Raw genomic sequence first — 12,514 nt, forward strand, 5'->3', positions numbered from 1 at the left:
TAAATCGTCGGACGCCGGAGGAGCCTAGCTGTCGATCGGAGGCGAGACGGTTATCCGTACCTGGCTGTCGGCGGCATTGGAGACCTGCCATCCGTCGCCGCCGCGGCTCCAGCTTCGCCCGGCAACCTCCACATTGATGACTGCAAGGCCCTTGGCGTTGGCAACGGCCCAATGGGCCACCGACCACGCCCGGGCGCCGCTTGCCTCAATGGTCAGCGTCTGCGCCTCGGCCGTGGTGTCCAGGGCGCCATAAGCCTGGGACAACTCGGCGGCCACTCGGGCGGGGTCGCCCGGAGCGTCAGGGGAGCGCAGCGTGCAGTTCACGGCTTCCGGCGACTGGCCCGTCAGTCCGGACGCGAAGTACCGGCCCATTTCCTCGTGCTGGGCATATGCGTCGGGGTATGCGGAGCGTTGCACCCGTTGGGCGGCGTCGGTGATTTCCAGGGATTCGTAGCCCGGTACCTTGACCAGTGCGTCGTAGAACGCGTTGGCCGCGTAGTAGGGGTCCATGATCTGTGCCTCCGTCCCCCATCCCTGGGACGGTCTCTGCTGGAACAGCCCCCGCGAATCCGGACCGGCCTTGTCACCGTGGCTGATGTTGCGCAGTTTGGATTCCTGCATGGCAGTGGCCAGGGCGATGCTTGCAGCCCGCGGCGGAAGCCCGCGCTGGACCGCGACGGCGGTGATCAGGGACGCGTTGACCGCCTGGTCAGTAGCCAGTTCCGCCGTCTGGGAGCCAACCACGGCTGTGCAGCGCTCCGAGACCAGGGTCTCGGAGCGCTGCAGAAACGAAACAGCCGTGTAAACCGCGCCTCCTACCAGTGCCAGAGTGAGGAGCAGCACCACAGGTCGCCGGAGGCCACGTTTACGTGCCACTGAAGAATGATGTGCGGGGCTCAGTTGGCGTGCAGGGCGTCGTTGAGTTCCACGGTCTGGCCCTTGCGGGGGAGGACCTCCACAGCGCCTGTGGTGGAGTTGCGCCGGAACAGGAGGTTCGGAACACCGGACAACTCCACGGCCTTGACCACCTTCGTGGTGTCCTCGCCGTCGGCGTCCTTAGGGCCGATCACGCGAACGCGCGTGCCGGCAGTGACGTAGAGGCCTGCTTCCACCACAGAGTCATCGCCGATGCTGATTCCGACGCCGGAGTTGGCACCCAGCAGCACGCGCTCGCCAATGGCGATCTTTTCCTTGCCGCCGCCGGACAGGGTGCCCATGATGGACGCGCCGCCTCCGACGTCGCTGCCGTCACCGGTGACTACGCCGGCGGAGATCCGGCCTTCCACCATCGATGTCCCCAGCGTGCCGGCGTTGAAGTTCACAAAGCCCTCGTGCATCACCGTGGTTCCTTCGGCGAGGTGGGCACCGAGGCGGACGCGGTCGGCGTCGGCGATCCTGACTCCGGTGGGTACCACGTAGTCCACCATCCGCGGGAATTTGTCGACGCCGAAAACGGTGACGGCGCCGCGCTTGCGCAGCTTGGCGCGGGTCAGTTCGAAGCCTTCCACGGCGGCGGGGCCGAAATTGGTCCAGACGACGTTGGCGAGTTTGCCGAAGACGCCGTCAAGGTTGATGGTGTTGGGCTTCACGAGGCGGTGCGACAGCAGGTGCAGGCGCAGGTACGCGTCAGCTGTGTCTGCCGGTGCTTCATCCAGGTTTATCTGGACGAAAACCACTTTCTGCTCGGTTCCACGGTCGGCGTCGGCCCCGTTCTTCGCGATTTCAGTCAGGGTGGGGTCAGCGTTTTCGACGGCCCGCAGGCTCTCCGCGGCCACGCCAAGGGCGGGGGCCGGGAACCAGACGTCCAGGACGGTGGCGTTGGCATTTTCCACGCCGTTTTCGTCGCCGGGAGCGGTGGCGATGGTGGCGACTCCGAAGCCATAGGCGGAGCGGGCATCAACGGTTGCGTTCTGGTTTTCGGGCACGGCAGAAGTAGCGGTCTCAGTCATGGGCCCAGTCTATCGAGAGCCGGACCTCCGGTTCGAACTAGACTGGCTTCGTGACTGCCGAAACTGCTCCTGACGCTTCCATCCTGCCGCTCGACGTCCACCAGGACGTTGCCCTCCTCACCGCCGCCATCATGGACATCAACAGTGTCTCCGGCAACGAGACGGAGTTGGCCGACGCCGTTGAGGCCGCCCTGCGAGCCATCCCGCAACTGCACGTGGTGCGCGACGGCGACTCCTTGATTGCGCGGACGGAGTTGGGTCGGCCGGAACGGGTCATCCTTGCCGGTCACCTGGACACCGTTCCGCTGCCCACCACCGAGGGCGCGCGTGGCACTGTCCCGTCGAGCTGGGAGTCCGGTATTCCGGGCGAAGGGGTCCTGTATGGACGTGGAGCCACGGACATGAAGGGCGGCGTTGCGGTCCAGCTGGCCCTGGCAGCCACCATGTTCGACGGCGGCGCGGTACCCAGTCGCGATGTCACCTTTGTCTTCTACGACCACGAGGAAGTGGAAGCGGTCAAGAGCGGGCTGGGCCGCTTGGTCCGCAATTACGGCGGGCTCCTTGGTGGCGATTTTGCCATCCTCCTGGAGCCAACCCACGGAACGGTGGAGGGCGGGTGCAACGGGACCAGCCGTTTTGAGGCCACTACGGTGGGGGAGGCAGCGCATTCCGCCCGCGCCTGGATGGGCAGGAACGCCATCCACGCCGTGGCCCCGATCCTGGCCAGGCTGGCTGCCTACGAACCGCAGACCTTCAACGTTGATGGTCTGGACTACCGGGAAAGCCTCAACGCCGTGAAGATCAACGGCGGCACGGCAGGCAATGTCATTCCGGACCGCTGCGTGGTGGAGATCAACTACCGCTTCGCCCCTGACAAGACGCCTGACCAGGCGGAGGCCCACGTGCGCGAACTGCTCGAAGGCTTCGACGTCGTGCGCACCGATGCTGCCGCCGGAGCGCGTCCGGGCCTGAACCACCCCGCAGCCGCGTCCTTCGTGGCCGCCGTCGGAGCCGAGCCGAAACCGAAATACGGCTGGACCGACGTCGCACGCTTCAGCGAACTGGGGATCCCGGCGGTGAACTTCGGTCCGGGAGATCCGCTGCTGGCCCACAAGGACAACGAGCACGTGGACGCCGACGCCATCCGCGAATGCCTGCGTGCCTTGCGAAGCTGGCTTTCCGCCTAATCCGCAGCGCGCTTAATCCGCAATGCAGGAAGGGTCCGCAGCCTGCCGGCTGCGGACCCTTCTTTTACTGCGTGGCTACTTCTTTTCTGGACCTGGAACGATGTTCTGGGCAACGGGGTCGTTGCCAGCACCTTCAAGGCCGGTTCGAATCATGGCAGGAGCAACGCCGCCGGCTGTCTTCTTGGACCCACGGCGCTCGATCCAGACCGCGATCCTGGAAACGACGATATTGATCGCAATGTAGATGGCCGCGGCCACGAAGAAGATGGGGAACAGGAACGCGTTACCCAGGAAGTCAGCCATGACCTGGACAGCACGGAGGAGTTCGCCGTACGCCACGATGTAACCAAGCGAGGTGTCCTTGAGGAGCACCACAAGCTGGGCAACGAGCGATGGCATCATCCGGCGGACCGCCTGCGGCAGTTCGATGAGCATCCTTGACTGGAAGCTTGTCAGGCCGATGGTCAGGCCCGCCTCGCGCTGGCCTTTGGGCAGGGACTGGATACCGGCACGGATGATCTCAGCGAAGATAGCAGAGTTGTACAGGACAAGCCCGGCAATCACCGCGATGAACGGGGTGGTCCCGAACACCAGCAACACGAACAGCATCATCAGCACCACTGGCATGCCACGAAGGAACTCCAGGACCACGCGGGTGGGAATCCTGATCCAAGGGACCAGGGAGATCCGCAGCAGGCAGAGCATCAGGCCTAGCGGGAAGGCGATGACCGCTGCGATGGCAGCCGCACTGAGCGTGGCACCGATGCCGTTTGCGAGTAGCGTCCACACATCGGCCCGGGTGAAGATCGCCCAGCGGCGGCCTTCGAAAATGCCTTGTTGCGCCAAGGTCATGACGATAAAGGCGAGCAGCCCGAGAATCAGGACGGAGCCGACCACGGAACCGATCAGCGATACCCGGCGTGCTTTGGGGCCGGGAACGTCGTATAGGACGGAAGTCATCGGGCAATCGCCACCTTTCGTTCCACCGTGCTGGCCAGGATGCCCAGCGGAATGGTGAGGAGCAGATAGAAGAACGCTACGCCCAGCAGCACGGTCATAACCTGGTCTCCGTGGGCGTTGGCCAACTGGCGGCCATAACCGAACAGTTCAAGAACAAAGAATGCGCCGGCCACGGAGGAGTTCTTTACAAGGGCAATCAGGATATTGATCAGTGGCGGGATCACCGTCCGAAGAGCCTGCGGCAGGATGATCAGGGAGAGTACCTGGCCGAACTTCATGCCGATGCTTCGGGCGGCCTCCGCCTGGCCCAGCGGGACACTGTTCACGCCTGAGCGGACAGCTTCGGCGATGAAGGCTGCCGTGTAGGCACTGAGGGCAATAATGGCAGCGACTTCGAACTGCTGGAATGTCACACCCAGTCGGGGGAGGACAACCACAGCAAAAAAGAAGGCGATGGTCAGAGGCGTGTTCCGGAGGACTTCCACGTACACGGTGCTGAAACCCCGCAGGGCTGCAACGGGGGAGACGCGGGCTGCTGCCAGGAGTGTCCCCACGGCAAGTGCGATAATCCCGGAGACGACGGATAGGAAAAGAGTGCGGAGAAGGCCCTCCCAGTACAGGGGGAGGTTTTCGATGATGACTTCCATAGGATCCTTCGGCTCTGGGCGTTGGGGGCGAAAACGGGAAGCGGTTGCCGGGAACGGGCTGAGCGCCGTCGTCCCGGCAACCGCTGGCGCTGTTTAGTAGCGGTCGAGCTCAGGGAGTGCCGGGGCAGTCTTGATGACGGTTCCCGCGGTGGCTTCCCAGGCCTTCTTGTAGGACCCGTCCTCTTCGAACGCTTCGAGCTGGTCGTTGATCCAGTTGCGGAACTCGGTGTCGCCCTTCTTCAGGCCGATGCCGTAGGGCTCCTTGGTGAAGGTTTCATCTGACGCCAGCTTGAAGACGTCAGGCTCCTTGTCCACAAAACCGGCCAGGATCACGTTGTCCGTGGTGATGGCTTCAACCTGCTTGTTGCGCAGCGGCTCAAGGCAGGCTGAGTAGGTTCCGGCCGGCGACAGCTCGGCTCCATACTTGTCCACGATCGTGGCAGCAGGGGTGGAGCCGGTGACGGAGCAGACCTTCTTGCCCTTGACGTCTTCGGGTTTCTTGATCGAGTCGTTGTCCTTGAGGACCATCAGGGCCTGGCCGGCCTCGTAGTACGGGCCGGCAAAATCCACAACCTGCTTGCGCTTGTCGTTGATGGTGTAGGTCGCGATGACCAGGTCTACCCTGCCCTGTTCGATGAACGGTTCGCGGTTGGCGGAGACGGTTTCCGACCATTCGATCTTGTCCGCGGCGATGCCGAGCTTCGCGGCGATCAGCTTGCCCATCTCGACGTCAAAGCCAACGGGCTTGCCATCCAGGCCCACCTGGCCGAAGAGCGGCTGGTCGTACTTCGTGCCGATCTTAATCGTGCCCTGGTTGGAAAGCTTCTCCATCGTGGTGCCGGCGGCGAAAGTGGGCTTTTCGGCAACGGTGGGATCAGCGGTGGTGCCGGGAGTGGTGCCGCCACATGCGCTCAGGGACAGCGCCAGGGCAGCGGTAGCCGCCACGAAGAACGACTTCCGCCGGGTCATAAATGCCTTCATGACATTCCTTTCATTGGTCGGCCGTGGGTCACGGCCTGGGTGCGAACTGGGGTGGGTGTGTCCGGAGAGGGGAAATCAGTGGGTCAGCAGCTTGGAGAGGAAGTCCTTCGCGCGGTCGCTCTGGGGGTTGGTAAAGAATTCCTCCGGTGTTGCGTCCTCGACGATCTGGCCGTCTGCCATGAAGACAACGCGGTCTGCAGCCTTCCGGGCGAATCCCATTTCGTGGGTGACCACCACCATGGTCATGCCTTCCTTGGCCAGCTGGATCATGACATCAAGGACTTCGTTGATCATCTCGGGGTCGAGGGCGGAAGTTGGCTCGTCAAAGAGCATGACCTTCGGCTTCATGGCAAGGGCACGGGCGATGGCCACGCGCTGTTGCTGGCCGCCGGAGAGCTGCGCCGGCAGTTTGGGGGCCTGGTGTCCCACGCCCACCCGCTCCAGCAACGCCATGGCTTCCTTGTCGGCCTGGGCCTTCGGCACGTTCTTGACTTTGATGGGTCCCAGGGTCACGTTCTCGAGGATGGTCTTGTGCGCAAAGAGGTTGAAGGACTGAAAGACCATGCCGACGTCGGCGCGCAGCTGGGCAAGTTCCTTCCCCTCCTCCGGCAAGACTTTCCCATCGATGCTGATGGTGCCGCCCTCGATGGTTTCGAGCCGGTTGATGGCACGGCACAACGTGGACTTGCCTGAGCCGGACGGCCCGATGACAACAACCACTTCGCCCTTGCGGACATTCAGGTTGATGTCCTTGAGAACGTGCAGCTGACCATAATGCTTATTCACACCGTTCAGGGAGACGAGCGCGTCGCCGGGCACATGAGTAGTCATAGGAAGAATCTAGCGAACAAAGACCTCTTATGACGGGAATCACGCCAAGTTCGTGCGGATCGTGATTCAAGAGATACCTGCCGCTGGTGTGCCCGCCGTGGCGCTAGCCTTGTGTGATGAGCATCAACGCAGATCCGGCCAAAACTTCCCAGCCGCGCCGTAAGGGGCCCCTTGAACTCCGCCGCAAACAGGCGGCCGTGGAAATGTCTGATCAGCATTTGCTTGACACCAAGGGTGCCGGGCAGTTCGTCCACACCGATCCGTGGCGTGTGATGAGGATTCAAAGCGAGTTCGTTGAAGGCTTCGGGGCATTGGCAGACTTGGGCCCGGCGGTCAGCGTTTTCGGTTCCGCCCGGACCAAGCCGGGGAGCCCTTACTACGAGATGGGCGTGGAAGTGGGCCGGAAACTCGCGGAGGCGGGCGTGGCTGTGATTACCGGAGGCGGTCCCGGTTCCATGGAAGCCGCCAACCGGGGGACCGTTGAGGGAAACGGAGTGTCGGTGGGGTTGGGCATCGAACTTCCCTTTGAACAGGGCCTCAACCAATGGGTGGACCTCGGCATCAACTTCCGGTATTTCTTTGCGCGCAAGACGATGTTCGTGAAGTATGCCCAGGGCTTCATTGTCCTTCCAGGCGGGCTGGGGACGCTGGACGAATTGTTCGAAGCAATGGTGCTGGTCCAGACGCGGAAGGTCACCTCCTTCCCCATCGTCTTGCTCGGTGTCGACTTCTGGGGTCCGATGATCGAGTGGATCAAGGGCACACTGGTGGCCGAGGGCATGGTTTCCGAGAAGGACCTGGACCTGATCCAGGTTGTGGACGACGCCGCCGACGCCGTGGACCGCGTGCTCCACGGCACCGTCCAGGTACCGTCCAACGGCGAGCAGCGGCCCGAATAGCAGGTTGTCCGCGATCTGGCACGATTGATGCTGTGAGCTACTTCCTGGTTTTCCTTGCCATCGTGCTGGTTGGCGCTGTCGTGTGGGCCGGTGCCGGCGGCCCTTCCAGCATCTTCCGGCGCGGCCGCCCGGGCGCCGTACGGGAAAGCGGACTCCTCGACGCCGGCTTCGAGCAGCCCGTGGCAAACCTTCCTCCAGTCCTGCTCCCCGCCGATGCGGCGCCGGCCGACGTCGACCGCGTCCGCTTTTCCCTGGGCCTGCGCGGTTACCGCATGGACCAGGTGGACCAGGTGCTTGATGAGCTTCGCGACCAGCTCGCCGCCAAGCGCGGGGAAGTGGAGCAACTGACTGCGCGGCTTGTTGAGGCACAGCGCGTGATTCAGAACCCGGCGGACACGGACCAAGAACCGCAACAGGCAGCGGAACCGACACCGCAACAGGGACCGGAACAGGCACCGCCGGGCCCGGGCCGGAGCCCGGCGGAGGACGGGGCTTGAGCACGGACACTGGAAGCAGGCAGGGCTTCGCCTCCTCGATCAGCGCACTGGCGACACGGGCCGGAGATGCGGTCCGGCACTGGCCGTGGTGGCTTCAGGTTTCAGCCCTCTACGTGGCGGCCAGGCTGGTCAGCGCAGGTATCTTCGTGGCTGCAGCCCGGCACCAGGGAACCAACCCCTGGTTCCCTGCCAAGCCGGATTACTGGAACTTCATCAATATCTGGGACGCGCGGTGGTACGGCGAGGTCATCAGCAACGGCTACCCGGCGGTCCTCCCCGTTGACGCGGCCGGCAATGTCCAGGAAAACGCTTGGGCGTTCTACCCGCTTTTCCCTTTCCTTGGCGGGGCACTTTCAGCGCTGACCGGCATCGCGCCGGCAGCGGCGCTGGCACTCATCGCGATGCTCTCAGGGTTGATGGCAGCCCTGGTCCTCTACAGCCTGTTCCGCCACAGGGTGCCGCACAGCACAGCCATGTGGGCCGTGGCGTTCTTCGCGACCTTCCCCGTTTCCGCGATACTCCAGGTGCCCTATGCCGAGCCATTGACCATCCTCCTACTGGGTGCGGCGTTGCTGCTGGTGGTAAGGCGGCAGTACTACCTAGCGATGCCCGTAGTGCTGCTGATGAGCCTCTCCCGGCCGGTGGGGGTGCCATTTGCCGCCATGGTTGGAGTGCTGTTTATCTGCCGGCTGGTGCAACGAGGCCGTGGTGAACAGGACTCCCAGGTGCACAGCCGGCGGGAGCTGGGCGCCCTGGCTGGCCTGACCGCGCTCAGCGGAGCCGCCGCGCTCATCTGGCCTGCCGCGGCCTGGTCCGCTACCGGTGACATCGAGGCGTACACCAAGACGGAAACGGTTTGGCGGGGTCACGACCTCGTGCCGTTCAAGCCATGGTTCGACACAGGCATCCAGCTCTTTGGGCCGGTACTGGGCGTGGTTGCGCCGTTCGCTTTTACCGGGCTGTTTGCGCTGATGCTCTTCAGCCCACCTGTACTGAAACTCGGTGTTGAACTCCGTTTGTGGTGCGCCTGCTACATGGGATACCTGTTGCTGTTCCTGCATCCCCAGACCAGCACGTTCAGGATGCTGCTTCCGCTTTTTCCGCTGGCCCTCGCTGCAGCGGTGTTGTCCCGCTCCAAGGCCTACCGCGGCACAGTGATCCTGATGTTTATTATTTTGCAGATCGTCTGGATTGTCTGGCTGTGGGCCTGGGCTCAACTGCCCGGAGGCGGCGACTATCCGCCGTGATTGCCCGTCCTGCCCGGCGGCGGAGTGCAGGAATGCGACGCGGCCGGAAATGTCCATCGATTAGCTACGTGCGGGTAATTACGGGATAATAGTAAGTAAGCAAGGACAAAAGCATTCAGAATATGTTCAGCCATGGCGGTGCCCACGCGTGCCGCCATAGCGGCTTGATTGACCATGCGGACACAGCCCGTCCGGGCTGGTATGTCCTGGACTAATTGGAGGGGAAATTCCTCATGGCGGCTATGAAACCACGCACCGGCGACGGCCCTATGGAAGTCACCAAGGAGGGCCGCAGCCTGATTATGCGTGTGCCGCTCGAAGGTGGCGGACGGCTTGTTGTTGAACTCAATGCAGCGGAAGCGGCAAACCTTAAGGAATGCCTCGTAGGCGTTACCGAATAATCTCGCTGGGCCAGGGTCCGCAGCCTTAGGGCTGCGGGCCCTGGCCTTATTCCTGGCCGGGACTATTCCGCAGGCGTGCCTATTCTTGACCGACTATTTCTTGACCGCGACCAAAAGGCCGTCGCCGGTGGGAAGCATACTGGAGGCGAGCCGCTCGTCGTCGCGGATGGTTTTGCCCACCTGGCGGAGCACAACGGTGGTGGCATCCCTGTTGGCAGGGTTGGCCACCCGATCTTTGTCCAGGGCGTCGTTGATGATCAGCAGCCCCCGGGACTTCAGCAGGCGGACGGCCTGTTCCACGTAACCCGGCAGGCCCGGCTTGTCGGCGTCGATGAAGACGAGGTCGTAGGCGGAGTCGGTGAGCCGCGGCAGGACGTCACCAGCACGTCCGGAGATAGTGCGCGTGCGGTTGGCAGGGCTGCCGGCCTCGGAGAACGCCTCCCGTGCCGCTTTCAGGTGTTCAACGTCCACATCGATGGTGGTCAGCACGGACTGGGGCCCCAGGCCGCGCAGGAGGCACACACCGGAAACTCCTGCTCCAGTACCGATTTCGACGGCGGTCTGCGCCTTGGAGGACGCTGCCAGGACCGTCAATACGGCGCCTACGCCGCGTCCGATCGGGGTCACTCCCAGCTCAAAGGAGCGTTCGCGTGCACGAAGCATGACTTCATCCTCTGCGGGCAGATCTTCTGCATAGGACCAGCTCGTGGACTTGTCGGCGCTCATGGGTGATTTCGCTTTCTGGGCGGCAGGGGAGTGTTGAATACAGCCTACTGTGTCTTCAGGCACGGACGCCGGATCCCGGGGGTTGCGCCTTTGGCAGAAGTGGCTTGCCAATCAGGAAATTCCCAGCCAACTTTGAAATGATGAAGATCCGCTCATCCATACGGTGATCGGCGCCGAACCAGAGATGTCAACAGTATCCGGGCGTTAGCTTATCCACGAGGGGAGTGGACGATGTCAGCATCAGTTGTGGCACCTGTCCCTGCATCACAAGATCCTGCGGTCGAATGGGTCAGGCCAACCTGGGAAGAAGTGGTTGCCAACCATTCCGCGAAAGTCTATCGGCTGGCCTACCGCCTGACCGGAAACAAGTTCGACGCCGAGGACCTCACCCAGGAGGTCTTTGTCCGGGTCTTCAGGTCGCTGGAAAACTTCAAACCAGGGACGTTGGACGGCTGGCTGCACCGCATCACCACCAACCTGTTCCTGGATCAGGCCCGCCGGAAGAGCCGCATCCGTTTTGACGCGCTGGCGGAGGATGCCGAATCCCGGATCCCGGGCCGCGAACCGGGGCCGGAGCAGAGCTTCGAACTGAACAACCTGGACCTCGATGTGCAGGCCGCACTGGAGGAGCTTCCGCCGGACTTCCGCGCGGCAGTTGTGCTGTGCGACCTCGAGGGCCTGTCCTACGACGAAGTTGCAGCGGCGCTTGGCGTCAAGCTGGGGACCGTGCGTTCGCGCATCCACCGCGGCCGGACTATGCTGCGTGAGAAGCTCGCGCACCGGGACCCACGGCCGCAGCACTCGCGCAAGCCGAAGCTTTCGATGCCACGCATCGCCAGCATTCTCTGATCGGCCTCATGACTCCCGACAACCCGCTGTTCCGCAGGCATCCCCGGACCGACAGCCACCTTAAGAGCTGCCCGGAGTGCGCCTCGGCCGTGCGCCGCGAACGCCAGTACATCGAAAGACTGCGGGAAGCCGCCATCCCGCCTGCCAGCCAGGACCTCACTGCCCGCCTGCTGCAGCAGACCCATGTCCTTGCCATGGCCTCCTGCGAGCCGTCACGCAGTCCGCACCGCGGAGCGAAGATCCTGGCCTTCGCAGCCGGCGGAACGGCGGCGGCTGCCGGGGTCCTGGCCGCAAGCGCTTTCGCCCTGGCCGGCGACCCGCTGCCGATGGCTGCCAGTTCGGCCGCTGGCAGCTTTGTACAGCAACCCGCCAAAGTGCCCGCCGACGGCCGGGAGCTGAGCGCCGGACAACTTGCAGGGCTGCGCCTGGAAGGCTGGGTGTGTCCTGAGCTGGAGTCTTTGGGCTTTCACGTTCTTTCTGCCAGGGCAACCACCCTGGACGGTCGCCCGGCCGTCGAGATGAAGCTCTCTGACGGCCGGTACTATGCCAAGGTCGTCGAGCAGCATGACGTCCGCACGCCTGGAGGGGACAGTGATGTGTCCATCTTGAGCTCCGCACCCGGGACGGCGGTCTTCCAGTCAGGAGTAAGCACCCTCACGTACGAATCCGACCTGCCGGCGGACCGGGCGGACGACGCCCTCCCTGTCCTTCAGCGGCTCACCGCCCTCGCCGCGACCGGTATCAGCGCGGGCGTTGCCCCGGAGGAGACGGCGTCCGTCAATCCTCCCGCAGCGGAGCCCCTGAGTGAACGACTGCAGCGTGGCCTGCACAAAATCGTCCGGATTCTGACGCCTTAAAACTGGCTGTTGCCGCCGGTGGTAAGCGCGAATCGTCAGCATGACCCCGGAGAGGGTAATCTTCCTAAAGTGTTTGGAATCAACGGCCCGGAGTTCTTCCTTCTGCTGATCATCGGCATTCTGGTGATCGGTCCCAAGCGGCTGCCCGAATACACCCAGAAACTTGCGAACCTGGTCAAGGAAGTCCGACGCATGGCCTCCGGCGCCCGCGAGCAGATCAAAGAGGAGGTGGGGATCGACATCGACGAGGTCGACTGGAAGAAATACGATCCCCGCCAGTACGATCCCCGGCGCATCATCAAGGAAGCGCTTCTTGACGACGACTCCAAACCGGTCAGCACAGGTGCGCCAGCGGTGGCAGCAGTGGCTGGCGCCGCAGCCGTCACTGCCGGTGCGACTACGACGGCCCCCCGCCCTGAACGGGTTATCCAGCAGCTGCCAGCCGGTGAAGCAGCGCCCTTCGACACCGAAGCAACCTAGGAA

15 protein-coding genes are annotated in these 12,514 nt (G+C 63.5%); 8 read left to right on the forward strand and 7 right to left on the reverse strand.

Features of this window, described 5'->3' with window-relative positions:
• Positions 1–24 precede the first annotated feature (24 nt).
• Both ACLKOZ_RS12585 and dapD read right to left on the reverse strand, forming a co-directional pair.
• On the reverse strand, positions 25–876 hold the full coding sequence (locus tag ACLKOZ_RS12585; protein WP_436475439.1) for a hypothetical protein: 852 nt from the start codon (positions 874–876) through the stop codon (positions 25–27).
• A gap of 20 nt (positions 877–896) precedes the next feature.
• Complete coding sequence (gene dapD, locus ACLKOZ_RS12590; RefSeq protein WP_436475441.1) at positions 897–1,949, reverse strand: 2,3,4,5-tetrahydropyridine-2,6-dicarboxylate N-succinyltransferase; 1,053 nt, start codon at positions 1,947–1,949, stop codon at positions 897–899.
• A gap of 50 nt (positions 1,950–1,999) precedes the next feature.
• On the opposite strand from dapD, the gene dapE reads away from it, so the two are divergent.
• Positions 2,000–3,136: a succinyl-diaminopimelate desuccinylase gene (dapE, locus tag ACLKOZ_RS12595; RefSeq protein WP_436475443.1), complete on the forward strand. Its 1,137-nt coding sequence runs from the start codon at positions 2,000–2,002 to the stop codon at positions 3,134–3,136.
• A 75-nt stretch (positions 3,137–3,211) separates the two neighbouring features.
• Here dapE and ACLKOZ_RS12600 read toward each other — a convergent pair whose 3' ends face one another.
• The 4 genes from ACLKOZ_RS12600 to ACLKOZ_RS12615 form a co-directional block, all read right to left on the reverse strand.
• On the reverse strand, positions 3,212–4,096 hold the full coding sequence (locus ACLKOZ_RS12600; RefSeq protein WP_436475445.1) for an amino acid ABC transporter permease: 885 nt from the start codon (positions 4,094–4,096) through the stop codon (positions 3,212–3,214).
• The gene (locus ACLKOZ_RS12605) at positions 4,093–4,743 is read right to left on the reverse strand and encodes an amino acid ABC transporter permease (RefSeq protein WP_436475447.1); all 651 of its coding nucleotides are present in this window, start codon (positions 4,741–4,743) and stop codon (positions 4,093–4,095) included. Before ACLKOZ_RS12605 ends, ACLKOZ_RS12600 begins: the two co-directional genes overlap by 4 nt.
• A gap of 93 nt (positions 4,744–4,836) precedes the next feature.
• Entirely contained in the window at positions 4,837–5,724 is an 888-nt protein-coding gene (locus tag ACLKOZ_RS12610) for a glutamate ABC transporter substrate-binding protein (protein WP_436475449.1), read from the reverse strand.
• Positions 5,725–5,799: 75 nt separating this feature from the next.
• Positions 5,800–6,555, reverse strand: coding sequence for an amino acid ABC transporter ATP-binding protein (locus ACLKOZ_RS12615; protein ID WP_436475451.1), 756 nt, complete (start codon positions 6,553–6,555; stop codon positions 5,800–5,802).
• Between the two features lie 116 nt (positions 6,556–6,671).
• Between ACLKOZ_RS12615 and ACLKOZ_RS12620 the strand changes: the two genes are divergently transcribed.
• The 4 genes from ACLKOZ_RS12620 to ACLKOZ_RS12635 all read left to right on the forward strand — a co-directional run bounded on the left by ACLKOZ_RS12620 (position 6,672) and on the right by ACLKOZ_RS12635 (position 9,599).
• Positions 6,672–7,454: a TIGR00730 family Rossman fold protein gene (locus ACLKOZ_RS12620; RefSeq protein ID WP_337345692.1), complete on the forward strand. Its 783-nt coding sequence runs from the start codon at positions 6,672–6,674 to the stop codon at positions 7,452–7,454.
• A gap of 32 nt (positions 7,455–7,486) precedes the next feature.
• Positions 7,487–7,951: a DivIVA domain-containing protein gene (locus ACLKOZ_RS12625; RefSeq protein WP_436475453.1), complete on the forward strand. Its 465-nt coding sequence runs from the start codon at positions 7,487–7,489 to the stop codon at positions 7,949–7,951.
• Entirely contained in the window at positions 7,948–9,198 is a 1,251-nt protein-coding gene (locus ACLKOZ_RS12630; protein ID WP_436475455.1) for a hypothetical protein, read from the forward strand. The genes ACLKOZ_RS12625 and ACLKOZ_RS12630 overlap by 4 nt, the downstream gene beginning before the upstream one ends.
• Positions 9,199–9,431: 233 nt before the next feature.
• Complete coding sequence (locus tag ACLKOZ_RS12635; RefSeq protein ID WP_009357720.1) at positions 9,432–9,599, forward strand: DUF3117 domain-containing protein; 168 nt, start codon at positions 9,432–9,434, stop codon at positions 9,597–9,599.
• A gap of 93 nt (positions 9,600–9,692) precedes the next feature.
• Here ACLKOZ_RS12635 and ACLKOZ_RS12640 read toward each other — a convergent pair whose 3' ends face one another.
• Positions 9,693–10,325: an O-methyltransferase gene (locus ACLKOZ_RS12640; protein ID WP_337350921.1), complete on the reverse strand. Its 633-nt coding sequence runs from the start codon at positions 10,323–10,325 to the stop codon at positions 9,693–9,695.
• 231 nt (positions 10,326–10,556) lie between these two features.
• Between ACLKOZ_RS12640 and sigE the strand changes: the two genes are divergently transcribed.
• The 3 genes from sigE to ACLKOZ_RS12655 all read left to right on the forward strand — a co-directional run bounded on the left by sigE (position 10,557) and on the right by ACLKOZ_RS12655 (position 12,511).
• Positions 10,557–11,174 carry an RNA polymerase sigma factor SigE gene (gene sigE, locus ACLKOZ_RS12645; RefSeq protein ID WP_337350922.1) on the forward strand — a complete coding sequence of 206 codons (618 nt, stop codon included), beginning with the start codon at positions 10,557–10,559 and terminating at the stop codon, positions 11,172–11,174.
• A gap of 8 nt (positions 11,175–11,182) precedes the next feature.
• Positions 11,183–12,031 (forward strand): anti-sigma factor, encoded by an 849-nt coding sequence (locus tag ACLKOZ_RS12650; protein ID WP_436475458.1) that lies wholly within the window; start codon positions 11,183–11,185, stop codon positions 12,029–12,031.
• Positions 12,032–12,100: 69 nt separating this feature from the next.
• Positions 12,101–12,511 carry a Sec-independent protein translocase TatB gene (locus ACLKOZ_RS12655; protein ID WP_436475460.1) on the forward strand — a complete coding sequence of 137 codons (411 nt, stop codon included), beginning with the start codon at positions 12,101–12,103 and terminating at the stop codon, positions 12,509–12,511.
• The last annotated feature ends 3 nt before the right edge of the window (positions 12,512–12,514 follow it).

It is taken from the genome of Arthrobacter sp. R4 (genome assembly GCF_051365025.1).
GTDB lineage: Bacteria > Actinomycetota > Actinomycetes > Actinomycetales > Micrococcaceae > Arthrobacter.